We start from the raw sequence: 23240 nt of genomic DNA on the forward strand, positions 1-23240 counted from the left end.
CTTCCGCTACAGCACCGGATACAACACAAAACGCTGGTAAACGGAAAAACAGCCCCAAGTATAATAGCGCGAACTATCAGCTATTGATCAGTGCCTGCACCAGATCAGCCTCCAAATCCTCCGGATCTTCAAGACCAACGGAAATGCGGATCAGTTGAGGACCAATTCCAAGATCATTCTTCTGATCTTCGGGTACAACGGCATGCGTGAGGGAGAACGGGTGTTGAATGAGGCTCTCTACGCTGCCCAAACTGACAGCAAAATGGAAGTAACGCGTCGATGTCAGGATACGCTCGACCCGCGCAAGATCACCCTTAACCTCAACAGAAACGACGCAGCCGAAATTAAGCATTTGTCGCGCAGCCATTGCGTGTTGGGGGTGGCTTGTCAGCCCCGGATAAACAACTCTGCTCAACCCAAGCTCGTGGGCTTTGCTTTCAAGACTATTGGCCAGCTTGAGTGCCGTTTCTGACTGCCGGATGCTCCGGATCTCAAGCGTCTTCAGAGAGCGGTGCAACAGCGCGCAATCTGTCGGCGACATCACTGACCCCAGCGCATTTTGCAGATACTTGATCCTTTCGCCGAGCTTAGCTGGAGCATGGGCGGAAACTGCGACAACACCACCAAGAAGGTCTGAATGTCCGTTTAACATTTTGGTGGCCGAGTGGACGACAACATGGATACCATGTTCTATCGGACGCTGCCCTGCAGGCGATGAGAAGGTGCTGTCACACACGGTGATCGCACCGGCTTCAGCACCAAGCTTTGCAACCAGAGACAGGTCAACAATTCGAAGAGTGGGATTGGAAGGCGTCTCAAACCAGAGCAAACTTGGCTTATGGTCCAGAACAGCTAAGCTTAGCGCATTTTCGTCAGAAAAATCAACAAAACGGACCTTATGGCCCGCAGTCAGCGGTCGAACATCGGCAAGTAGTCGGTAGACACCACCGTAAAGATCATTATGGGCTAATATTGACGAGCCCGCCGGAAGCGCCTCTAGCAAAGTCGCGGCCGCTGCAAGGCCACTCGGGAACGCGAAAGCTACTTCCGCACCTTCAAGATCGGCAAGGCAACGCTCCAATGCATTGCGCGTCGGGTTGCCACTTCGGCTATAATCATAGCCTTTGCTGGCACCGATGCCGTCCTGCACATAGGTTGTGGCATGGTAAATCGGAGGGATAACAGCACCAGTCAGTGGATCAGGCTCCTGTCCAACGTGAATGGCCCGAGTAGCAAATCCTGCCTGGTTACGAAGAAGCTTGTTCGTCACGTGTTTTGTCTTTCCATCGTCTGATGCTTATTTCAGAACAGCTATTAGAGCGCGTTTCGATCTGATTGAATCAGATCGGCGCTCTAAACCTTTGATTGAACGCGCATCTTACCCGAAAACCGTTTCACACTTTTCGGGATGCGCTTTAAACTCACTGCCAGTGATTGGCAGTTAGATTGGTCCGCGAAAACTAATAGGGGATCAGTTCGCTCGTGTCCTTGAGATATAAGGGATGTCCGGGCGAACCGTTGTTTGTAATTTTTAGGGCGTGCAGCTTAACTTTTGCTGCCCGCAAAGCATCGGTCACAGCCTGTCCGTGGTGTGCCAGTTTCTTGTGAAGTGAACCATATGCCATCACAACAATTTCAGCGCCCAAAGCCTGTTCGACAATTGTTTGCAGATTTTCCTGCGTATTAGGAATAACACCTTGTTCCAGCAACATCTTCGGATTGGTTGCACGGTAATCCATAACATTGCATTTCACGTACCGACCATAACCCCAACGGCGTGTGAATTTCTGCTCTTTAAAAACAGTGGGATCATCAACATTGAATGCAGCGGTGCTCGGATTCATACCGATCCATAGAACATAACCAGCCTTCTCTGCCCCGTCCCAGTCGCGTGTGAGTAGCCGCCGATAGCGGCCACATTCCGAAAATAGAGCATCGCCCCTGATTTCCGATTTAACCTTGAGGCGAACCTTACCGCCGGGATCATGGAGCTCGTGGCTCATAACTGCTTCATCTCTCTCATGTCGCATACTGTTTCAGACTCTGCATCGCTGTTGCAGCGCTCGGATACACATTTGTCTTCTTTTCTTACGACACCAACTCTTCCGTCAAGCTAAAGATTGGTGTGGTTCAATAGGAGAACGAGGCCAGCACCAAATCGACTATGAGCATTATCGACAAGCAGCGCTTGAAATCTCAGCGTTAATTGCTACCTTAACGCAAGGCGTGTGCTGCGTGCGCCCAGGGACTGCCCTGAATACGGAGACTGTGTTTAACCGTTTCTGTCAGGAGCTGCCATGGCTGGTCGCATTCAAAGTACTATTCGCAATTTTCTCGACAGTGAATCTTCAGGTGGTTTGTTGCTGATAGCATCAGCGATTGCTGCATTGCTCGTCGCAAATTCTCCGCTTGCGGAGACCTATTTCCGTACACTGCATGTCTATCTGGGACCTCTTTCCATTCAGCATTGGGTAAACGATGCTCTTATGGCCATTTTCTTTTTGATGGTTGGTCTTGAGATAAAGCGCGAGATGGTTGATGGCCATCTTTCTTCCTGGCCGCGGCGCATCCTGCCCGGGGCAGCAGCTGCTGCGGGCATGGCCGTTCCCGCAATGGTCTACCTTGCGTTCAATCTTAACAACGGCGCTTCCCACGGCTGGGCAATTCCAGCTGCAACTGATATTGCATTTGCCCTTGGTGTCATTTCGTTGCTCGGCTCCCGGGTTCCAACATCTCTGAAGGTTTTTCTTGCCGCTCTCGCGATCATTGACGATCTTGGCGCTGTGATCATCATTGGGATTTTCTATACGTCTGGCGTTTCAGTAATCGATCTGGCTTTGGCTGGAGGTGTTTTCGCGGTTCTTCTGGCTTTCAATCTTGCAGGCGTAAAGCGCCTGACACCCTATCTCTTAGTCGGTATTTTACTCTGGTTCTTCACCTATCGCTCCGGCGTTCATGCAACAATTGCAGGTGTTTTGCTTGCATTGACCATTCCGATCACACGCACGCCAGCAAAGCCAGAAGCCAGCATTTCCGAAAGTCCCTTGCATCTGCTTGAACATAGCCTGATCAAGCCTGTTGCATTCTTCATTGTACCGATATTCGGCTTTGCGAATGCCGGTGTGAGTTTCTCTGGATTGGGTCTGGACGCAATATTTGCCCCAGTCACCTTAGGTGTGGCTGCCGGATTGGCGCTTGGTAAACTCCTGGGGATTTTCGGCGCAGTTTTGCTACTGGTCAAAACGGGTATTGTGGGTCTGCCAGCTGGCGCAAGCTGGTCCCAAATGCTGGGCACCACTCTCTTATGCGGCATTGGCTTCACAATGAGCCTGTTTATCTCACTTCTCGCTTTCAACGACGCGCTGCTGCAGGACGAAGCAAAAATAGGAATTCTGATCGGTTCGCTTATCGCAGGTAGTGCTGGTTTCATTATCCTGCGTTTCGCCAAACGAACTGATGGGCGATGAGCAAAAGGACGACACTTGGTTTCAGGCGCGGCTCAATGAGGCATGCCTGAAACTGGAATAGCGATTTTCCCGAAACTGTGGACGGCCTATCTGGTCTGAACAGCACGACAAAATAGCTAAGATAAACGATTCGTATCCCATATCGTCAACAGCATAGTGACAGCGCGATCCAGTTGATCGCGCTTCGTGCCGTCTTTCGCTTCCAGTGCTATACCCATTAGAAATGTGTGAAGCACTCCGGCCAAAGCTGACACATCAGTCCGCTCGAAAGCTCTCCTTGTGCAATACCACGCCTGATACATTGCTCTATCCCGTGGCGATTGCGTTGACGATCTGTTGCAAGAATCTCATCCACGTGGCGATTATCAGGCGCGCAATTGCTCGCTCCTAAAATAATCAGACAGCCGAGAGGATGAGTCTCGTCGCTTTGCATCTGCGCGGATTTTCTTAACGCCATCTCTATTGCGTCCCGCGGAGCCAATGAGAGATCGAAGAGACTTAATGTAACTTGCCCGTAAGTGGATTGGTAGCGTTCGACCACTTCCCGAAATAAGCTCTCTTCGATCCAAAGGCCGCATAAAAGCTCGCCGGAGATATATTCCCCATCGACGCTTTCAGCTGATTGAGCGATGTCGGCTCAAATCCTTGCTCCCAAAACAGTGTCAGCGCGGCGTCAAGGGCCTTCTCTCTGTCGAATTCTCGCGGGCGTCCGGTACGTGCCATCGTAATCTCCTCATATAAATATATAGTAGTCGATCCATAATTCATTGCCAAGGGTCAAATCTTGCAATATATGGAATGATCGTTCCATATATTGAAGGACTCCTGATGACCGTAACGACCGCAAACTTTCCGACCGAAAGAGAGGCGCGATTACCAATAGCTGCCCTGCTCGCTCTCGCAATGTCGGGCTTTATCTGCATCGTCACAGAAACACTCCCAGCCGGCCTGTTGCCGCAGATCGGAAATGGATTGGGCGTTTCTCAAGCTCTGGCCGGACAAACTGTAACTGCTTATGCAGTCGGATCGCTGCTCGCAGCTATTCCACTTACCATCGCAACAAGCAGCTGGAGACGCCGCAATGTCTTGCTTCTCACGCTTGCAGGCTTTCTGGTCTTCAACATGGTTACGGCTGTTTCGAACAATTATTGGCTTACACTGACTTCACGGTTCTTCGCAGGCGTAGCCGCAGGGCTGGCCTGGAGCCTTCTGGCCGGATATGCACGACGCATGGTTTCTCCGGATCAGCAAGGAAAAGCAATGGCTATCGCCATGGTCGGCACTCCCATAGCTTTATCCCTAGGTGTGCCGATTGGAACCTGGCTTGGGACAGCCGTTGGATGGCGTGCTGCATTCTGGATCATGTCAGCATTGACCATCGTACTTGTCTTTTGGGTTATTGCTAAGGTTCCGGACTATCCTGGGATCAAAAGAAGCGGACGCATCCCACTGACAAAGGTCTTAAGGACACCGGGGGTACTGTCCGTTCTGGCCGTCGTGATCATGTGGATGCTTGCCCACAATATCCTCTATACTTATATCGCACCGTTTGTTGCCCCAGCCGGACTGAGCAACCGCGTCGATCTTGTATTGCTCGTTTTTGGTATCACAGCTCTTGCTGGCATAGGGGTTACTGGGAAACTCGTAGACCGAGCCTTGCGCAAGACGGTACTAGCCAGTCTTCTGGTATTCACGATGATAGCACTGGCATTCGCATTATTACCTGCATCACCAACTCTTGTGTTCACAGGCGTCGCGATCTGGGGGCTGACATTTGGCGGAGCCGCAACCCTGTTACAGACGGCGTTGGCAGATACAGCGGGAGACGGTGCAGATGTCGCACTGTCAATGAATGTCGTAGCCTGGAATAGTGCTGTCGCAGGAGGCGGGATTGTCGGCGGCATACTCCTGAATACTTATGGTGTTTCCTCATTCTCTTGGGCTGTCGTTCTATTGCTGGTAATGGGCTTGATTTTGGCCTGGCGTGCCCGGTCGCGGGGATTTCCCGCAGGCCACAGAACATCCGGCACCAAAATCGCTGGACACTGAAATTTCGCCGCGAGATCTTAATCTCGCGGCGAAACTCATTTAAAAGCGGATAAAAGACAACGTACTGCCCGAAAGATTGTCAGTGCACTGCCGCATACATAATCTCTTCCTGAGACACATTGAGTGGGGAAAACTCTTCCACCACACGACCCTGGCGGCAAACGAGTATACGGTCAGAAAGCGCGAGGATCTCAGGTAGATAAGACGATATAACCACGACTGCGAGTCCCTGACCTGCGAGTTCCTCAATCAAGTTATGAATTTCGGTAACAGCTCCAACATCGACACCACGTGTGGGCTCGTCGAAGATGATCAATCTCGGCTTCTGCACGAGCGCTTTACCGATCACGACCTTCTGCTGATTACCGCCTGAAAGCTCTATAACCCGCGCCTGAGCATCAATGCTGCGGATCGCGAGCTTGTTGCTCCATGTCTCTGACAGTGCTTTCATTTCGGAAAAACTGACGAAGGGCAATCGCTCAAGCCCGGCTGCAAGCAACCCCGAATAGAGGTTTTCGGCGACAGACATCGTCTCAAAGAAGCCTTCCAGCTTGCGGTCTTCTGTGACATAGACAATGCCATCGCGCACAGCCTCGTGCGGCGTCGTATAACGTACTGGTTTGCCCTGATATGCAATTGAACCACCGCGCAGAAAATTACGCTTGTAAATGCCGGCAATGATCTTGGCAGTCTCGGTGCGACCCGAGCCAACCAGTCCAAAGATACCTGTCGTCTGCCCTTCAAAAATGGAAAACGAAGTGTTTCGAACCATCGCGCCCATCGAAACATCCTCAACAGACAGGATTTTCAAGCCCGCCGGTCGCACTCTCTCGCGGGTCGATATATTCTGCGCAGCCACACGCCCGATCATGGCCTGAACGATTTTTCCCTGATCGAAATTGGCCGTTATGTCCGTAATAACTTTCTGTCCATCTCGCATGATGGTGATGCGGTCAGAAATCTGTAGCGCCTCTTCGAGCGCATGACTGATAAATACCACCGTCACCCGCGCGCCTTGAGACGCATAACGAGCGAGAAGAAGTGCTTTCGTTCTTCAGGTGTCAAAGTGGCGGTTGGTTCGTCAAATATAATGATTTTGGCATTAAGCCGAACGGCACGCGCTATCTCCACCATCTGGCGTTTGGCAGCGCCAAGCGTCGAAACATTCGCCGTAGGATCGACTGTAAAATTCAGCGATTGCAGGAACTGCTGGGCAGCGATCGTGATGCCGCGCAAGCGATTGAACGCTTTCTCATCACCAAGATAAAGGTTTTGCGCAACTGTCATCGAGGGACGAGACTTGTTTCCTGAAATACCATAGCGATGCCATGCTGCAAGGCATCTGCAGGACGTGTGAACCGTATTTCCTTACCATCAAAATCAACGCGCCGGATGTGGGCTCCACAACCCCAGCAAGCAATTTACTTAAGGTCGACTTGCCCGCTCCGTTTTCACCCAGAAGCGCATGAACCTCGCCTGCACACAGGTCAAAATCAACCGCATCAACAGCGATATTGCCATGATAGGATTTTGTGATTGCCTTGGTCTCCAGCAGGATCGTCATAGTTTATCGCCTTTACCAAGATCCAGAATAAGATCCGCACCCTTTACGCTCGCGAGAACTGACTGACCTGTCTCCAGTATCGAAGTCAGTCCGTGGCGCTTGCCATCGGAACGGCTATGGAAGCTTTCAAGCGGCTGGAACCGGTTGTCGAGGCGAACAGCCAACCCATAGGAGCGTGATGGTGCCCAGGGCTTATGCACACCCATTGTCCGCACAGAACCACATTGAAGCGGCTCGAGAAAAACTCGTGCCAGACGATAGAACAGGGGCAATCCAGTGCTCTCGCTCGACCATTTTGAGCATATCGTGGCGGAATGCGTCTTCCTGCAACACAAATTCGATCAAACGGTTACGGGGCGCAAAAAACCGATAACCAGAAGCCACCATTGGCAGACGTCGACAATTTGCCCGGATAGCCGGGAATTCTGGTCAAAACCGGCTTCACATTGGCTCGTTGGTTCTTTGGATCAACACGAACAATACGATGGGCAAAAGCTTCACTGACATGGACGGTTCCATCAGTGGCGGCATGAACACCTGATGGCCACGCAAGCTTGTCCGCCAGAAGTGTTGCTTCTCCTGTGGTGATATCAAGCTTCCAGACAGAGCCAGTGGCGCGTTTCCCCATCAGATCCTCCACCCAGTCGGACGGCGCATGATGGTTAGAACCTTGTGCAACAACAACGGTTGTCGCGTCGAGAACCGACACAGCCGTTGGGCAGACCAGCCGATTAGACCCTAAATGATCGAATGTCCGGCCATCATGCGTCCCTCCACGAACAACAAGAGTGCCATTTTCGAGGGCGACAAGTAGTGCATCATCGGAAAGAACCGCGAGAGCAGAAATATCCGCATCATAGTCGGCAACCTTTTTAGCAGTCTCCCCCGCAATCGCGAAAATCGATGCGTTGGACGAAAAAAGCACTTTTCCTGCCCAAAGCACGAGATTATCCGGCGCATTATGTTGAAACTGGACTGACGCATCATCCAGAGCATTATTCGGTTTGAATGCACCATCATAGGGCGGAATGGTGATTGCTTTGCCACGAAACGGGTCAAGAAGACGGTCAATGAAACTCATTTCACATCTCCCCAATAGGAACTCCAACCCGTCCAGTTCGGATCTGCGCCGTCGATTTTGATGCGGCCGATGCGATTATTGAGAATACCGCCGATATAAAGATAGCCTTTGTGCTCACGCATGGATGTCACCATAGGATGGCTGGCACCACCGAGATCACCCAAGGTCGCAACTATCTCGCCATTGTCGTCAAACTTGACCACGCCGCCGGTATTGATGTTGGGAAACAGCCATTCATCTTGCGGCAAGCGTCGCGTCATACGCTTCCGCATGCCGGGATTGCGCAATGCGAGATCAAAACTCGGCGTGCGCATACCAAGCCAGGCCATCCAGTAAGTACCGTCCGATGCACGATTGATATTATCGGGATAGCCCGGCATATCTCGAATAACCGTTTCAAGCGTGCCTGCCTTTGGTCCTTCAATCCAATAGCGATGAACTGTGCAAGCCCAAGATTCCGCCAGCAGCAATGACTGACCGTCATGTGCGATGCAAACACCGTTAGCATAGCGCAGGTTTTTGAGAACAGTGCGCGTTTTGCCTGTCTTTGGATCGTAAACCAACAAACGCCCGGTAGGGCGGCTTTCAATCGAATCCAGTGCCCAGTCATGCGCGTCATAACGTGTTGTTGAGTCTGTAAACCACACCCTGCCCTGATGATCGATGTCGCAATCGTTAGGATCGCGCAGTCGCGCGTCGTCAATGACAGAAAAAAGCGACCGGCGTGTTTCCGTCGACAATACACTAACTTCACCATCGTTCGCTACTGAGTATAGGCCCATTGCGCCAACACAGGATTTAATCGAACCATCGCGGTCAATTGCAAGGCCGAGCGGGAAACCACCGATATGTGCAAATATTTCCGAGCGTTTGTAGTCCGGTGCAAAATAGCGCACGATTTCGCCATGTCTCGTACCGGCATAGAGATTATCGTCGCGATCAAGGATAACGTCTTCAGGGCCCTCAACTTCACCAATACCGATGGCTTCAGCATCCGCCAATGAATTGTTAAGCGCGTAAGGCGAGTCCGCACCGGGAACTGCTGACAAAGCCGTTTGCATCTTGTGATGCACTGGCGCGACATAAACTTCGGAAACAACCTTGTGCCGATTTTTCAGCCAACGCACATCGAATACGATAGCAAACGCCAACAGAAGTCCGAGGATCATCTGATTGGTGCCGGTGCCCGCTCCCATGCGGATCAGGCCATTGTTGATGATCAGAACTGCGACGGCCCCATAAGGCCTTTGCAATTGAACCGCGCCCGCCGCCAAGGCTGTTGCCGCCAACTACTGCTGCTGTCAATGCCAGTAATTCCAGACCAAGCCCTGAGCCCGGCCCTACACCCGAAAGACGCGCCGCAAAGAAATAACCGGCAACGCCACAGGCTACTCCACAAACAACATAGGTCAGAAACACTGTGCGTCGCACGGGAATACCGATATTGAAAGCTGAGCGACGGGCTCCGCCGACAGCGCTTATATGCCAACCAATACGCGAGCGCGTAATAACTATGCGCAATCAGAGTGAACAGAAGCGCGATCAAAGCGCTCACAGGAATGCCCCAAAGCGTTCCAATGCCGATCCAGTCAAAGCTATCAGAATAGGCCTGCGAACTCTGGATCTGCTTACCGTAGTGGATGATCAAAATATCGTAGATTGAGCGCCCAATGATGAGTGTGACGAGCGTCGTCAAAAATGCGCGCAGGCGCAAATAGCCTATGAGGAAGCCGTTGAACGCGCCAAAAAGAGCGCCCATGCCGACCGCTGCTATAAAAGAAATCCAGACAGGACCTTCGCCGATGTAAATGACGGAAAGTGCCGCAAAGGCAGAGAGCGCAAAGATTGAACCAACAGACAGATCAATTCCGCCACCGATAATAACCACCGTAAGACCGATGACGACGATGAGAAATTCACCAAGCTGACGCGATGTATCGAGCAAACTGCCCGCGGTGAAAAAGCCGGGAATGAGTGAGCCGAAAATGGCAATGACAGCAATGAGAAAGACAAATGGAACCAGATTGTCGGCCCAGTTTTTAACCAGAATCTCTCCCGCAAGATGATCCGGAATTTTATTATATCGAAATCGCGCAAGCGCTTCTCTCAGTTTCATTCGATTTATCCGGCTTTCCGCAAGGCAACAGCTGTCTTTTAGTCCCCGCCAATGGGCAGAGGCATATTGGTAAAACTGGAAAACGCGACGCCTCATAGAGCCGCGCTTTCCATAGTTTTGGCTTTAAATCTTCGCGGCTTCGATCGCCTTCTGGCTCCAGCAAACGCCTGGGGTCAGATCCGCTTTGGTGCGCGCGCGTTCAAGCGTGTAGAGATAACGTGCTTTGTCGCCCGGCTTTTCATTGCCCTGCAGCAATAGTTTTATAGCGGTGACAACATCGTGCGACTGGCGAACCAGTTCACTCGTTACGATTGCGCCAAATGTACCGTCCTCGATCAGCTTGCAGTCGATTTCTTCGCCGCCGCCGGTCGTCACCAGAAAGACTTTATCTTTAAGTCCCGCATCGCGGATAGCCGCAGCTGTTCCCTGAGCCGTTGCATCCCAGAAATCGATGATACCGCACACATCAGGATTCTGCTGAAGAAGGGTGGTAGCTGCATTGCGAGCAGTGGTCGGATCCCAGTTGGAGTCAGGCTGGCCAACAATCTTGAATTCAGGATTCTTTTCCAGAACAGCCTGGACACCAGCCCATTGATCGAGGCTCGATGCATTGACTTGATCGCCCTGTATCACGCCGATTTTCTTGCTGGAATTAGGTCCGCAACCTTTGATGACGGCTTCCGTTTCCAGTTCGCCCAATCGCTTCCAATCAGAACCGGCAAAAACATCAGACGCAAAATTCGATGGATTGTCGAGCTGAATGACAAAAATTCCGGCATCCTGCGCGCGCTTGTAAAGACGGCTATAGGAATTGATGTCAGGCGACTGCACAATCAGTACGTCTGGTTTGTTGGCCGAAGAAATCAGATCGGTGATCGCCTGTGCACCTGCATCCACGCTCCAGTTCGGATCACGCGTTTCCCAGATGCCGCCAAAGCCTTGACTTCTTCGCCGATGAAATGGTTCCAGCCCTGTGCCAGGTCAAAGCCCATCGTCATTGGTACAAGCACCACTCGCTTGCCCTTCAACGCATTTTCGTAAGTTGCAGGCCCCGCATTGCCTGCGTCCTGCGCGGGGGCGGTCAGCGCACCAAATGCAAGCACGACACTTGCAGACAATGCGGTCAGTAATCCGCGTTTCCAGAACTTCATTTTCTATCCTTCTCCGATATGGGCAGCATGTCGCCCAGATACTTTAAATGTTAAATGTCACCTTGCTGGCTCGTCTGCTCGTCGCGTGGATTGAGGCGTCCATCGAGAATAATTGCGGCGAGCAAGATCGTTGCTTTGATCAGGTTCTGGTAGATGTTGGGGAGATCGAGGATTGTCATTCCATTGAGCAGAATGCCTATCAGAAGCGCCCCGACCAGCACATTGCGCATTCCACCCTTGCCGCCGGAAAGACCAATGCCGCCGATGACCACAACCAGCACCACATCATAAAGTAGCGTTGAATTGACGATGCGGGTGTTCATGCTTTGCAGGCTGACAGCCGTTGCTACACCAGCAATCCATGCCAGCAATGCACTGACGATATACTGGAGGAGTGTAAGCGGCCGAACGGCGATACCCATTGTCCGCGCTGCCTGATAATTGTCACCCATAAGGTAAAGCGACCTGGCTTGGTGTAGCGCAAAAAGCCAGCCTATAACAAGCATCCCACAAACAGCAGCACGTCAAGCGGCAATCCAACCAACCGCGCCTGCCCCAAAGACAGCAGAGCCACAGCATCTTGTGGAACGGATACAACATCCTGTGTCAGTATCTGCGAACGTACGAAGCCGAAGACAAAGGCGCTTGTGGCAAGCGTCGCAAACAATGCCGGCACGCTGGCATATGCAACCAGAAACCCGTTAACCGAACCGATTGCTACCACAATCAGGAAAACAATGGAGCTTGCCGACAGAAGGTTCCAGCCATGATGTAGCAGTTCGAGCTGCAAAGCGGTTGCGATCACCATAACTGCAACCACCGACAAATCGATACCGCGCCCAATAACCACCAGTCCCATCCCAATTGCCAGAATGCCCAGTACGGACACGCTGCGAACAATTGCAATAAGATTGCCGGTCGCCCTGAACCCGTCAAGTGTCAGGGCAAAGCCAGCAAATAAAACTGCAGCCAGGATCAGGACAATTCTTTCTGACTGACCGATTTGATTGAGCCAAGGGACCGCGACAAACCAGGTAACCTTTCACACGCCGAAACGATCGTTTCAGGCCGGAAACAGGCGACCAAGGAGGCCGGAATAATCGCGGAATGTGAAACGCTTTCTGGATCATCAATAGACAGTCCACGCGTTACATTGCAGGCAGCTTTTTCTATGTTGCTATCTAAAGAAGAACAATTTTTCGCCGGACATTTCAATCCGGAAAATAAGTCTTGATCTCGGAGAGAACTATGGCGCCAGACCGGCACCATAATCACAACATTTAGCTTATTACTTCAAACTCCGGATCAACAGGTATGGACAACGCAGTAACGATACGGTTCGTTTCTGATGCCATACCGATAACGGCCAGAAGATCACCATATTGAGCATCGGTCATCCCTTTTGCTCTCGCAGCTGCTGTATGCGAGTGAATGCAATAGTTGCAGCCGCTCGCCACCGAAACAGCGATGTAAATCAGCTCTTTGGTGAGCGGGTCCAATGCAGACGGAGCGACCATGACCTCCTTCAGACTTTGCCATGTGCGTTCCAGAGTAAGAGGATCATTCGCAAGCCCTCGCCAGAAATTATTGATGAAATCTGACCTTCGCACGGCTTTTATGTCATCGAACACAGCTTTTACTCGTGGTGACTTTTCAGCGTCGTTATCAGTCCAGAGCTTTACAGTTGCCATAATGATAATCCTGAGAACTTTTGAAGAATTTGCTTATCTCATGCGGCAAAGCTGACATGCAATATACGTTTGCGACATCTCCGAACGAGTCAGTAACAAGCCATCTATCTTTGTCATTACGCATAATCCTGCGCAAAACCGCTACGCACTTTTGCCGAAGGTGCTTTAAAACCCTCTTCTCGCCAATGCGAGATCGATATCTGGGACTGCGTTGATCAGCATCTTTGTGTAGGAGTGGCTGGGATTCTGGAAAACTTCCTCTACTGCACCTTGCTCGACCAAAATGCCCTGACGCAATACGCCAACACGGTCAGCCATTTGCCGAACAACCGCCAGATTATGGCTGATCAGCAGATAGGTCAGCCCAAATTCGGCTTGTAATTGTGCCATCAGGTCAAGGACTTGTGCTTGAACGGAAACATCAAGTGCCGACGTTGGTTCGTCGCAGATGATAAAACGCGGACGGCTGGCAAGCGCGCGGGCAATAGCAATGCGCTGCCGCTGTCCGCCCGAAAACTCGTGCGGATAACGGCGCGTGGAACCCGGCTCAATCGCACCTTTTCAAGAGGTCATGAACCCGGTTTTGAATTGCCTGATTGTCTTTCTCAAGGTTTAGACGGCGGATCGGCTCCGCTATGATATCACCGATACGCCAGCGTGGATTAAGGCTGGCATAGGGGTCCTGAAACACCATCTGCACGGCGCCATGAGTTGACCTTTTCGTCGTGCCATCAATCCGGATTTGGCCGTCCTGAGCGGATAAAAGGCCCGCAATAATGCGTGCTATCGTCGATTTTCCAGAGCCAGATTCACCGACAAGCGCATAGGTTTCGCCTTCGCGGATATTCAAGGAGACGTCATCGACCGCGCGGATCGTGCCAGATTTTTTCGCTTTTCTGAGGAAAGAAAAGCGACCACCCGACGTGCTGAAATCATGCTTGAGATTATTCACGCTCAAAATATCCGGTCGCTTGTCAGCCAGATTGCTCCTGCTGCTTTTCTGGTGAATGGAAGGTGTGGCAGCAATGAGCTTTCGTGTATAATTTTCACGTGGCGCCTGAATAACGTCGCGCACCGGCCCCGTCTCAACGACCTGCCCATGGTTGAGTACCACCACCTGATCAGCGATTTCCGCAATGACGCCCATATCATGCGTGATAAGCAAAACTGCCAGGCCACGCTCTATACAAAGCCTTTTGAGAAGCGCGATAATCTGCGCCTGAACTGAAACATCAAGTGCTGAAGTGGGTTCATCGGCAATCAACAATTCAGGGTCTGCCGCGATTGCCAGCGCAATCACAACGCGCTGGCGCATACCACCAGAAAACTGATGCGGATAAGCACCAAGGCGTTGCTCGGCATCGTGGATACCAACTTCGGTCAACAGCTCAGCAGCGCGTTTACGCGCAACCACTGCGTCAGGGGCAGGTGCCTGCGTATGGTTTCCACCAATTGCTGGCCAATCGTATAAAGCGGATTGAGGCTAACCAAAGGGTCCTGAAAAACAGTACCAATCCTGCGTCCACGCAATGACGCCAGTGCCTTGTCTGATAATGTATCGATGCGTTCGCCTTTGAGGCGAATTTCACCGCTCACGATCCGGCCCGGCGGCTCGATAAGCCGCGTAATCGCAGAACCGGTCATGGATTTTCCCGCACCGGATTCCCCTATCATGCCAAGAACTTCGCCTGCGGCAATATCAAAAGACACTTGGTCGACCGCATGAAAGACGCCGCCGTCTGTGGGAAAATCTACGTCCAAATTTCGCACAGAAAGAACCGGAGGCTGATTGCTCGAATAACTGTCTGTCACCGGGATTTCTCGCGCAATTTCGGGTTAAGGCGATCACGCAACCTGTCGCCAAGCAAATTGATTGCAAGCGCAAGCAGTACGAGGGTTAATGCGGGAAAGACCAGAATCCACCACTCGCCGGAAAACAAAAATTGCTGGCCATTGCGGATCAAAGTGCCAAGTGACGGTCGTGTGGGCGGGACACCAACCCCAAGATAGGAAAGTGTCGCTTCTTCCAACACCGCAAGTGCAAGGCCGATTGTTGCGATTACCATGACAGGCCCGAGCAGATTGGGCAGAATATGCGTAATCAACAATCGAACGGGCCGAACACCGATCAGTTGCGCTGCCGAAACGTAATCCTTACGCCGCTCTACCAGCACTGCGCGGGACGGTGCGTGCAAATTGCAGCCAGTTTGAAAGACCTATTGCAAAGATCAGAAGCCACACCGCTGCCGTCTCCTGCTGCGCTGGCGGGATCAGCCGTTGCGCAAAACCAAAAATCAAAAGCGCAATTAGGATGGTTGGAAATGTGAGTTGAGCATCGGCAATACGCATAATGACTGCATCGGTGATACCACCTCTATATCCACTGATAAGTCCGGCACTCACACCAATCAATAAGGATACAAAGGTCGCTGAAAATGCGACGAGCAGCGAAATGCGGCTTCCATAAAGAATGGACGAAAATATATCACGTCCCTGGTGATCTGTGCCCATCAAAAAGCTGTTGCCCGTGAAAGCGCTCGCCTGCAATGGCGGCGTCAGGCCATCCATCAGATCAAGGGTTGAAGGATCGAAGGGGGTATGTGGTGCGACGAGTGGCGCAAAAACGGCACCCAGTATCAGCACGCCTGCGAGCGTAGCGGCAAGCGTTGTCAGTGGCGCAATCCGCCAACGTTTCTTGCCAGACTGACTTCGCGACAACCGACTTTTGGTGGCAAGACGGAGAAGAGATGTATCGGTCACGTCACGCTCCCGCAGCAATGCGGTCAAACCGCAGACGCGGATCAACAGCATGATAAAGAATATCGACAATGAGATTGATGATCACAAAGACAAGCGAAATGAACACGAGATATGCCGCCATTACTGGCACATCGACCGCTTGCACCGAACTGATGAACAGTGACCCAACGCCCGGCCACTGGAAGACCGTTTCCGTCACGATTGCGAAGGCAATGACAGAGCCCAATTGCAAACCAACAACCGTGATGACAGGCACCAGCGTATTCTTCAGCGCATGTCCAAAATAGATGCTGCGGCGCGATAGCCCGCGTGCTTTTGCAAATCGAATATAATCCTGCCGCAGCACTTCCAGCATTTCCGCCCGGATCAGCCGCATGAGCAATGTCATCTGAAACAGCGACAAGGTGATTGCTGGCAGGATCAGCGACCGCCAGCCCGATGCAGTTAAAAAGCCAGTCGTCCACCAACTGCCAACCGCCACCACCTGCCCGCGCCCAAAGGATGGAAGCAGGCCAAGTTCAACAGAGAAGAGATAGATAAGGCCGATACCGATCAGAAATGTGGGTAGTGACACGCCGATGAGTGAAGCGGTCATGAAAGCTGCTCAGGCGCGATGCGGGACGCAGCGCTGCATAAACACCAGAATTCCACCGCCGATCAGCGCAATAAGCGATGAGGTTATTGCAAGCTCCAGCGTTGCTGGCAGCCGCTCAATGATCATACGGCTCACCGGTTCCTGTTGCTTATAAGACAAACCAAAATCGCCAGACAAACCGCGCTTGAGAAAGAAAGAAACTGGAGATAAACCGGCTGATCGAGGCCCAAGGCGTTGCTTGATTTCCAGTCGCTCCTCCAGTCGTGTTTCCTGACTGGCGATGGATTCCAGCGGGTCGCCGACAAAGCGAATAACGGCGAATGCAATCAAAGCCACGGCCAGCATAACGCCCATGGATTGAAAGATACGCCTGATAATAAATCCGATCATAATATCTGCCTGAAATATGAACGAACGACCCTTTCCGTGTGGCCCGGAGGCACGCGGAAAGGGTCGCTCATCATCAATTATTGATGGTCGCCTGTCCAACCTTCGGCGAGTTATCGGGCTGATGTTCAAGATTGAACTTGTCTCGCACCGCCCAGGCACCAACCTGATTATGCAATGGCAGATACAGATGCTCTGCTTTCACCTGTTTCCAGAGTTCATCGATAGTCGCATCACGCTTTGCAGGATCGATCTCGGCACCAAGAGACTCGATCTTCTTATCCACTTCCGGGTTTGAGTAACCGGTCGCGTTATAGGCACCGTAGCGCCCTGCACGGGTGTGAACGAGATCATTGAAATTATAGGCGCTGTCGAAGGTCGGAACGCCCCATCCAAACAGGTAGAAATCTGATTTCTGGTCAATAAGCAGCGGAGCGTGTTGCGCATATGGACGCGATGCCAGAGCAACCTTCACGCCAATACGTCCCAGAAAACCGACAACCGCTTGCGCAATGGCTTCGTCATTGACGTAGCGATTGTTTGGCGTATCGAGCGTGATCGTGAAGCCCTGCGGATAACCGGCTTCCACAAGCAGCGCTTTCGCCTTCTCTACATCGGGCTTTGAGTAAGCATCCAACGCCTCAGTCCAGCCATGCACGAAAGGCGGAACGATAATGCCGGTCGGCACTGAGTTACCGCGCAAAACTACGGTCTTGATCGCATCGCGGTCAATCGCCAGCTCGAAAGCCTCACGAACACGCACATCACTGAGAGGATTCTTATCCTTCACATCCGACGACGCAAGCGGCGCGCTATCAACGCGGTAGCCAAGGAAGATTGAACGGTTCTCAGGACCAACCGAAACCTTGATGCCCGGCGTATTCCTCAGACGTTCAATATCCTGCACCGGCACTTCATGCAGGAAGTCCACCTCGCCGGAAAGCAAGGCTGCAACACGCGTCGCATTGTCTGCAATCGGCGTATAGATGATTTCCGTAATTTCCGGCTTCTTTTCCGCCCAATGATGCTCGTTGGCTTCAAGCACCGTGCGAACACCAACTTCACGTGATTTCAGAATATAAGGGCCAGTGCCATTGGTGTTACGCACAGCATAATTGTCTTTGCCAGCGGCAATATCCTGCACGTCCGCAGCATCATTTTGCTCTGCCCATGTCTTGTCGAGAATGTAAGTACCGGTCAGATTGTTCGGATAGATCGCATTGGGTGCGCGTAGTTTTACCTCAACCGTGTGATGACCCACAGCAGTCACCTTCTCCACATCGGCATGCAACTGGCGAAGATTTGACTTATCGGAACGAGCGCGGTCCAGCGTGAAGACAACATCTTCTGCGGTCAGATCATCGCCATTGTGAAACTTAGCCTTCACGCAGCTTGAACACCCACGTGGTCGGATCGCCTTCCTTCAAGTGCCACTCCGTTGCAAGCCGTGGGATAAGTTTGCCCTCAGCATCGCGCCAGACAAGGCTTTCGTAGATTTGATTGAGAATAGCATGCGTCACGCCATCGTTCTGCGCATGAGGATCCAGCGTCAAGGCATCGGCAGCACGCGTCCAGCGCAGTGTTTCAGCAGAACTAATTTGAGTAAGCGAAGCAATTAAGAATGTAGCTGCAGCAAGACGTAGAAAACCAGATTTCAACATGACGCCCTCTATATGAATAATGTTATTCAAAACGTTTCATAAGGAGGCGGTAAAAAGAACGAACAGATCGACTGAATTTAATTACATTATAAAAAATAGTTCCAACTTCTAACTTTTATTACGGCGTATATTCGAATGCGGCACATACGCTCCAAGTTCCACTGCCACAATAAAATCATTATGGTCTCGCATTCGAGACCATAATAACCGACAGGGAATGCTGTGCCTCATAGAACCAGGCAATTGCGATGCTCTATGACTTTGGCAACGAGTTCCCGGCGCGCATAAGGGCATATACCAGCAGAGCAGACACAATCGCCATGATTGCGGAAACAGTGAGTGCTGCGGAAAAGCCCGTCGAGTATCCCTTCATGGCGATCATCATCGCTGCATCGCGTGCGGAAGGCGCAATTCAGAAAGCGCAGCTGGTAAATCGCCTGCTACAATCGCCTCTGCAAAGCGGGGTGCAAGTCGGGTCCGCACAATTAATCTGAATAAGCGCACCCCGTACGACACTTGCTAGTATGCCGCTTAACACTGCAAACCCTAAGAGAATTCCAGAGAAACGGGATGTGGTGCTGATGCCCGATGCCATACCAGCTCTTTCTCTGGGAACCACCGACATAATTGCTTTTTGCGTTTCACCATTGAGAAGACCGCCTCCGCTGCCAAGAACCAGCATGCCGCACATCACAGTGGACCACGCGCCATCTCTGGCACCCCAGGCAGTCAATAAGCTTCCCATACCCACAATCAGAAGACCAAGTGCAAGAATTTCTCTGGAACCAAATCGCTTGCTGAGAAGACGACCGACATTGGGGAAAATCAGCATCGCAATGGCGAATGGAAACATAGCAAAGCCTGCTTGCAAAGCTGTTCGCCCAAGACCGTTCTGAAGAAACAATGGCAGCATGGAAGCCATGACCTGAGCGCAGGCCGCATAGGCAAACATTGCCCACTCCGCCGACAAAGCGGGGATTGCGAAACAGGCTGAGGTCGAGCATCGGGCGGCTTTGGACAGTCTCTGCAATCACAAAATAACGAGTGCCACGCTACCCGCTGCAAATCCGCTCAGTGCAACGAAGATAGCCACCCATGAGCCTGCCCATTGATCAACCCCACGTAATTCCAAACATCGCGGCAGAAAATGAAGCGAAGCCAAAGGGATCCAGCCGTCGTGCATTCACGTCTCGCGATTCTTCAATCAGTCGCAATGCGGCGAGTGCGATACATATTGGAACATTGATGTAGAAGGCCCATCGCCATCCCAAAGCATAAGCGATTACTCCGCCCAGAATTGGTGACAGGACCATCGTGAGGCCCATGATTGCGCCCCACATGGCCCACGCGCGATTACGCTCTTCTTCCTGGTGAAAAGTATGCCCGATAATGGCAAGTGCGGGCGCAAGCATAAAGGCCGCGCTCACGCCCTGAGCTGCACGCGCCAGATAAAGCGCTGCTGCTGAGGGGGCAGCGCCACATAACCAGGAGGACAACGCAAATGCTCCGATGCCGATCAGAAAGACCGCGCGGCGGCCGAAGCGATCGGCAATTGCTCTACAGGCAGAAGCAAGGACGCAAAACACAACACATAGGTACTGATAACCCATTCAACTTCGGCGAAAGACGCACCGAAATCACGCGCTATTGTTGGTAAAACCACAGCAACGACGTTCGTATCCAGCACCGTCATGGCGCAACCGATAGAGGCGGTCAAAGCGTGAGGGACGTATTGGCTTTCCGACGAGCAACTGCGATGTCCAAGGTCATTTTATCAACGCGGCAATGCCGGCCTTCGCTATCTGCTCATCGTGGTCCGGTGTATCTGCCGAGACACCGATTGCGCCCACAACTGTGCCATCAACTGTAATAGGTACGCCGCCTCGCATCATGACAAAGCCCTGCGCTGTCACCGCTGCTGGCCGCGGGCCATTGATTGCATCTTCCAGCGCCCCGCTTTCACGTCGAAAAAGAGCAGCTGTTCGAGCTTTGCCGGGAGCCAGATCAACACCTGCGAGAACAGAGGCATTATCCATCCGTTCCATAACGATCGGAAGTCCTTCAGCATCGACCACAGCAATCACGCATGGCCAGCCATTCTCAGACGCCTTTGCTTGTGCGGCGGTTAGAACAGTTCGTGCTGCCTCCAGCGTCAGATAAGGCTTGGTGGGAAGGTCCAGTGCTAAGGCTGGTGTGACGCTGATACTCATAAGGACGGCTAAAGCGATACGTGATGACATTGGGCGACTCCTTCTAAAATTATGGCGTCACCTAAGCTGATTTCATAATTTGTTTCATTCTTACTATTTTTGCTATTTATTAGGTACAAACTAATTATTGAAGAGACTTCAAATGGAGCTTCGGCACCTTCGTTATTTCATTACCGTGGCTGAAGAATTGCATTTTTCTCGTGCAGCTGAGCGTTTGAACATCGCTGCGCCGACCCTGACCGTCCAGATCCAGGAAATCGAACGCGTTCTTTCTGTGCGTTTATTCACACGGACCAAGCGCTCAGTCATGCTGACATCGGCGGGCAAGGTTTTTCTCGATGAAGCCCGTCTCGTTCTGGACCAGTATGCAAAGGCAGAAAGTGCCGGACGGCGGGCCGGACGGGGCGAAATAGGACGGATCGAGATAGGTTACGTCGGGTCTGCTGCCTATGCTGGCGTCCTGCAAGAACAAATCTCTCAGTTCACTAATCATTGGCCGGGCGTCAACATTCGCGCGCGCGAATATCCCATGGAGGACTTGCCAAAATTAATCGAAGAGGGGCAGCTCGATCTGGGCTTTGTACGACTGCCAATGGTTTACCCCTCTTCACTTCGATCACATATACTTCTCAGAGACGTATTCTGTATTGCCTTTTGTTCAGGCCATCCCAAAGTAACCCAAGGTGCACCGTTGTCACCCCGTGAACTCGCGGGATTAAAATTTGTAATGCCCGAACAAGAGTTTGGCACCTATGAAGTCGCTCGCCGGGGCCGCTTTCCATTAGATGTAGTGGCAAAGCCCGGCAGCCTTCTTTCTGTTCTCACACAGGTTTCACTCGGTGCAGGTGTGTCAGTCATTCCGAGTTCTGTAAGAAACGTTGTCAGACTTCCCAATATTGAGTTCCGTTCTATTGCCGGAAAGCCGATTACATCTGAAATCGCCGTTCTGTTTCGGGCGGACGAAAGCGCACCATCGGCGCGAAATTTCATTCAACAGATAGTGAAAACCCCGATGTCAATGTTGGGTGGCGAAGGTCAACCGCAGATGAGCTTACATGCCACGAGAACACAAGATTTTGAGGGTAAAGCATAGAATATTATGGCCATTCAATCGATAAACGCTTTAGGCTAAGTTTGTTTGAAGAGCGTTTGTCTGTGAAACATCGAGAGGCGTTGAATGACTGCAGAAACCAAGTCAGTGCGTATCATACGGACAGTTATTGAAACACTTCGCCCGCAATTCAACGTCGAGCTTTGGGATGGTACGCGAATTGGAAACTTCGAAGGCGCCTCGCTCGTAATCAATGATCCGACGATCGTTCGACAACTTATACTCAAACCGAATTATGATTCATTGATCGATATCTGGGTATCTGGCCGCGTCGATATTAAAAATGGTACAATTTTCGATCTGGCAAACGCAAAAATCGACGGCAAACTCAAGGAAAGACTTAAAGAACTGCCGAAATGGCAGTTATTGAAGGATCTTCCGGCACTTGTATTCGCGGGCAAGTCTGCAGCGCGGGCTGCGGTCGACGGCAAAGCCCCTTTCGTTAGCGGATCGAACAAAGAAGCAATCACGCATCATTACGATGTGTCGAACGAATTCTATAAGCTGTTTCTCGATGAGCGCATGGTCTATACATGCGGCTATTTCTGAACTGGGCAAATGACATTGATCAGGCGCAGAAAGACAAGCTTGAACTGATTTGCCGAAAGCTCCGGCTTCAACCGGGAGATCGTCTCCTTGATATTGGCTGTGGCTGGGGAGCATTGCTGATCTATGCTGCGCAGAACTTTGGCGTCACCGGCACGGGTGTTTCCCTGTCCGAAGCGCAGACAGCGCTTGCGCGCGAGCGGATCAGGGCGGCGGGCCTTGAAGATAAAATCACAATCCACATTAAATCTTATGCTGAGCTAGACGGCCAGTTTGACAAGATATCGTCGGTGGGAATGTTCGAGCACGTAGGCATCGAAAATTACGATGGTTATTTCACTGCAGTGAACCGGCTTTTGCGTCCCGGCGGTCTTTATATGCATCACGCGATCACCCGTCGCATGAAGAAAAGCAAGAAAGCCTTTAATCGTAAAAGTGCTGAACATCTCGCGCTGGTGAAGTATATTTTCCCAGGCGGGGAATTGGATCATCTCGGCATGACCGTTGAAAATCTCGAAGGACACGGCTTTGAGGTTCATGATGTGGAGAACCTGCGCGAACATTATGGCCGGACGTGCCGTTTATGGTGTGAGCGGCTCTATGCAAATTTCGACAAGGCAATCGAGGAAATTGGCTATCCAAAGGCACGCCTTTGGGTGCTTTATCTGGCGGGCTGTGCATTGGCGTTTGAACGAGGGACAGTTCAAATCAATCAGACTCTGGCCTCTAAACGCAGACGCGGGATTTCAGCAGTGCCGCAAACGCGCGCCGATATTTACACCGACTTCGGCAAGCACTGAAAACAAAAAAATGCCTCTTTGAACGATCCTATCTAGGGGCAAGAAATTAGC

23 protein-coding genes and 6 pseudogenes are annotated in these 23240 nt (G+C 51.7%); 4 read left to right on the plus strand and 25 right to left on the minus strand.

Annotated elements, in window-relative coordinates; translation table 11 throughout:
- Nucleotides 1-76 precede the first annotated feature (76 nt).
- A complete protein-coding gene (locus C9380_RS23270) occupies nucleotides 77-1270 on the minus strand; it encodes a trans-sulfuration enzyme family protein (protein ID WP_128094493.1) in 1194 nt (397 codons plus the stop codon).
- Nucleotides 1271-1460: 190 nt separating this feature from the next.
- The gene (locus C9380_RS23275; protein WP_128094818.1) at nucleotides 1461-2003 is read right to left on the minus strand and encodes a DUF1643 domain-containing protein; all 543 of its coding nucleotides are present in this window, start codon (nucleotides 2001-2003) and stop codon (nucleotides 1461-1463) included.
- A 294-nt stretch (nucleotides 2004-2297) separates the two neighbouring features.
- Here C9380_RS23275 and nhaA point away from each other — a divergent pair, with 294 nt between their 5' ends.
- A complete protein-coding gene (gene nhaA / locus C9380_RS23280; RefSeq protein WP_024896722.1) occupies nucleotides 2298-3467 on the plus strand; it encodes a Na+/H+ antiporter NhaA in 1170 nt (389 codons plus the stop codon).
- Nucleotides 3468-3965: 498 nt separating this feature from the next.
- Here the strand turns inward: nhaA and C9380_RS27145 are convergent, their stop codons facing one another.
- Nucleotides 3966-4190 (minus strand): TetR/AcrR family transcriptional regulator, encoded by a 225-nt coding sequence (locus C9380_RS27145; protein WP_217284105.1) that lies wholly within the window; start codon nucleotides 4188-4190, stop codon nucleotides 3966-3968.
- A 105-nt stretch (nucleotides 4191-4295) separates the two neighbouring features.
- Between C9380_RS27145 and C9380_RS23290 the strand changes: the two genes are divergently transcribed.
- Complete coding sequence (locus C9380_RS23290) at nucleotides 4296-5516, plus strand: MFS transporter (protein ID WP_210249779.1); 1221 nt, start codon at nucleotides 4296-4298, stop codon at nucleotides 5514-5516.
- Between the two features lie 79 nt (nucleotides 5517-5595).
- Here C9380_RS23290 and C9380_RS28605 read toward each other — a convergent pair.
- The 22 genes and pseudogenes from C9380_RS28605 to C9380_RS23370 form a co-directional block, all read right to left on the minus strand.
- Nucleotides 5596-7080 (minus strand): annotated as a pseudogene (locus C9380_RS28605) (sugar ABC transporter ATP-binding protein).
- A complete protein-coding gene (locus C9380_RS23300) occupies nucleotides 7077-7280 on the minus strand; it encodes a hypothetical protein (RefSeq protein WP_128094819.1) in 204 nt (67 codons plus the stop codon). Before C9380_RS23300 ends, C9380_RS28605 begins: the two are co-directional and overlap by 4 nt.
- A 149-nt stretch (nucleotides 7281-7429) precedes the next feature.
- Nucleotides 7430-8161, minus strand: a complete 732-nt coding sequence (locus tag C9380_RS23305) for a hypothetical protein (protein ID WP_128094820.1) — start codon at nucleotides 8159-8161, stop codon at nucleotides 7430-7432.
- Nucleotides 8158-10277 (minus strand): annotated as a pseudogene (locus C9380_RS23310) (ABC transporter permease). The gene C9380_RS23305 and the pseudogene C9380_RS23310 overlap by 4 nt, the downstream one beginning before the upstream one ends.
- Nucleotides 10278-10400: 123 nt before the next feature.
- Complete coding sequence (locus tag C9380_RS23315) at nucleotides 10401-11174, minus strand: sugar ABC transporter substrate-binding protein (protein ID WP_252869834.1); 774 nt, start codon at nucleotides 11172-11174, stop codon at nucleotides 10401-10403.
- Nucleotides 11141-11428 (minus strand): hypothetical protein, encoded by a 288-nt coding sequence (locus C9380_RS27785; RefSeq protein WP_252869835.1) that lies wholly within the window; start codon nucleotides 11426-11428, stop codon nucleotides 11141-11143. Before C9380_RS27785 ends, C9380_RS23315 begins: the two co-directional genes overlap by 34 nt.
- A gap of 50 nt (nucleotides 11429-11478) precedes the next feature.
- A complete protein-coding gene (locus C9380_RS28610) occupies nucleotides 11479-11880 on the minus strand; it encodes an ABC transporter permease subunit (protein ID WP_353954651.1) in 402 nt (133 codons plus the stop codon).
- Nucleotides 11881-11921: 41 nt separating this feature from the next.
- A complete protein-coding gene (locus C9380_RS28615; RefSeq protein ID WP_353954652.1) occupies nucleotides 11922-12317 on the minus strand; it encodes a hypothetical protein in 396 nt (131 codons plus the stop codon).
- Nucleotides 12318-12708: 391 nt separating this feature from the next.
- A complete protein-coding gene (locus C9380_RS23325; protein ID WP_128094500.1) occupies nucleotides 12709-13119 on the minus strand; it encodes a carboxymuconolactone decarboxylase family protein in 411 nt (136 codons plus the stop codon).
- Nucleotides 13120-13284: 165 nt separating this feature from the next.
- Nucleotides 13285-13509, minus strand: a complete 225-nt coding sequence (locus C9380_RS23330; protein ID WP_128094821.1) for an ABC transporter ATP-binding protein — start codon at nucleotides 13507-13509, stop codon at nucleotides 13285-13287.
- 51 nt (nucleotides 13510-13560) lie between these two features.
- Nucleotides 13561-13671, minus strand: a pseudogene (locus C9380_RS28620) (ATP-binding cassette domain-containing protein); the annotation flags it as partial.
- Nucleotides 13667-14071, minus strand: coding sequence for an ATP-binding cassette domain-containing protein (locus C9380_RS27790; protein ID WP_252869848.1), 405 nt, complete (start codon nucleotides 14069-14071; stop codon nucleotides 13667-13669). The pseudogene C9380_RS28620 and the gene C9380_RS27790, both read right to left, overlap by 5 nt.
- Before the next feature lie 54 nt (nucleotides 14072-14125).
- Nucleotides 14126-14931, minus strand: a pseudogene (locus tag C9380_RS27795) (ABC transporter ATP-binding protein); the annotation flags it as partial.
- Nucleotides 14928-15314, minus strand: coding sequence for an ABC transporter permease (locus tag C9380_RS27800; protein WP_252869836.1), 387 nt, complete (start codon nucleotides 15312-15314; stop codon nucleotides 14928-14930). The pseudogene C9380_RS27795 and the gene C9380_RS27800, both read right to left, overlap by 4 nt.
- On the minus strand, nucleotides 15274-15879 hold the full coding sequence (locus C9380_RS27805) for an ABC transporter permease (protein ID WP_252869837.1): 606 nt from the start codon (nucleotides 15877-15879) through the stop codon (nucleotides 15274-15276). Before C9380_RS27805 ends, C9380_RS27800 begins: the two co-directional genes overlap by 41 nt.
- A gap of 1 nt (nucleotide 15880) precedes the next feature.
- Nucleotides 15881-16864, minus strand: a pseudogene (locus C9380_RS23355) (ABC transporter permease).
- A 73-nt stretch (nucleotides 16865-16937) separates the two neighbouring features.
- A complete protein-coding gene (locus C9380_RS23360; RefSeq protein WP_252869838.1) occupies nucleotides 16938-18248 on the minus strand; it encodes an ABC transporter substrate-binding protein in 1311 nt (436 codons plus the stop codon).
- The gene (locus C9380_RS27810; protein WP_252869839.1) at nucleotides 18238-18522 is read right to left on the minus strand and encodes a hypothetical protein; all 285 of its coding nucleotides are present in this window, start codon (nucleotides 18520-18522) and stop codon (nucleotides 18238-18240) included. Before C9380_RS27810 ends, C9380_RS23360 begins: the two co-directional genes overlap by 11 nt.
- Nucleotides 18523-18934: 412 nt before the next feature.
- Nucleotides 18935-19474: an MFS transporter gene (locus tag C9380_RS27815; RefSeq protein WP_252869840.1), complete on the minus strand. Its 540-nt coding sequence runs from the start codon at nucleotides 19472-19474 to the stop codon at nucleotides 18935-18937.
- 160 nt (nucleotides 19475-19634) lie between these two features.
- The gene (locus C9380_RS27820) at nucleotides 19635-20108 is read right to left on the minus strand and encodes an MFS transporter (RefSeq protein ID WP_252869849.1); all 474 of its coding nucleotides are present in this window, start codon (nucleotides 20106-20108) and stop codon (nucleotides 19635-19637) included.
- A complete protein-coding gene (locus tag C9380_RS27825; RefSeq protein ID WP_252869850.1) occupies nucleotides 20039-20215 on the minus strand; it encodes a hypothetical protein in 177 nt (58 codons plus the stop codon). The genes C9380_RS27820 and C9380_RS27825 overlap by 70 nt, the downstream gene beginning before the upstream one ends.
- Nucleotides 20216-20288: 73 nt before the next feature.
- Nucleotides 20289-20762, minus strand: coding sequence for a GlcG/HbpS family heme-binding protein (locus C9380_RS23370; RefSeq protein WP_105707077.1), 474 nt, complete (start codon nucleotides 20760-20762; stop codon nucleotides 20289-20291).
- Between the two features lie 112 nt (nucleotides 20763-20874).
- Here C9380_RS23370 and C9380_RS23375 point away from each other — a divergent pair, with 112 nt between their 5' ends.
- Both C9380_RS23375 and C9380_RS23380 read left to right on the plus strand, forming a co-directional pair.
- Nucleotides 20875-21825 (plus strand): LysR family transcriptional regulator, encoded by a 951-nt coding sequence (locus C9380_RS23375; protein ID WP_105707079.1) that lies wholly within the window; start codon nucleotides 20875-20877, stop codon nucleotides 21823-21825.
- 84 nt (nucleotides 21826-21909) lie between these two features.
- A pseudogene (locus C9380_RS23380) lies at nucleotides 21910-23189 on the plus strand (class I SAM-dependent methyltransferase).
- Nucleotides 23190-23240 lie beyond the last annotated feature (51 nt).

The organism is Brucella pituitosa (assembly GCF_003049685.1).
Lineage (GTDB): Bacteria > Pseudomonadota > Alphaproteobacteria > Rhizobiales > Rhizobiaceae > Brucella > Brucella pituitosa.

Coding starts and splice junctions, on each gene's coding strand:
- C9380_RS23275 (WP_128094818.1), bottom strand. CDS start 2,003: ATGAGCCACGAGCTCCATGATCCCGGCGGTAAGGTTCGCCTCAAGGTT.
- nhaA (WP_024896722.1), top strand. CDS start 2,298: ATGGCTGGTCGCATTCAAAGTACTATTCGCAATTTTCTCGACAGTGAA.
- C9380_RS27145 (WP_217284105.1), bottom strand. CDS start 4,190: ATGGCACGTACCGGACGCCCGCGAGAATTCGACAGAGAGAAGGCCCTT.
- C9380_RS23290 (WP_210249779.1), top strand. CDS start 4,296: ATGACCGTAACGACCGCAAACTTTCCGACCGAAAGAGAGGCGCGATTA.
- C9380_RS23305 (WP_128094820.1), bottom strand. CDS start 8,161: ATGAGTTTCATTGACCGTCTTCTTGACCCGTTTCGTGGCAAAGCAATC.
- C9380_RS27785 (WP_252869835.1), bottom strand. CDS start 11,428: ATGAAGTTCTGGAAACGCGGATTACTGACCGCATTGTCTGCAAGTGTC.
- C9380_RS28610 (WP_353954651.1), bottom strand. CDS start 11,880: ATGGGTGACAATTATCAGGCAGCGCGGACAATGGGTATCGCCGTTCGG.
- C9380_RS23325 (WP_128094500.1), bottom strand. CDS start 13,119: ATGGCAACTGTAAAGCTCTGGACTGATAACGACGCTGAAAAGTCACCA.
- C9380_RS23330 (WP_128094821.1), bottom strand. CDS start 13,509: ATGGCACAATTACAAGCCGAATTTGGGCTGACCTATCTGCTGATCAGC.
- C9380_RS27810 (WP_252869839.1), bottom strand. CDS start 18,522: ATGTTGAAATCTGGTTTTCTACGTCTTGCTGCAGCTACATTCTTAATT.
- C9380_RS27815 (WP_252869840.1), bottom strand. CDS start 19,474: ATGTTTGCCTATGCGGCCTGCGCTCAGGTCATGGCTTCCATGCTGCCA.
- C9380_RS27825 (WP_252869850.1), bottom strand. CDS start 20,215: ATGACGGTGCTGGATACGAACGTCGTTGCTGTGGTTTTACCAACAATA.
- C9380_RS23370 (WP_105707077.1), bottom strand. CDS start 20,762: ATGTCATCACGTATCGCTTTAGCCGTCCTTATGAGTATCAGCGTCACA.
- C9380_RS23375 (WP_105707079.1), top strand. CDS start 20,875: ATGGAGCTTCGGCACCTTCGTTATTTCATTACCGTGGCTGAAGAATTG.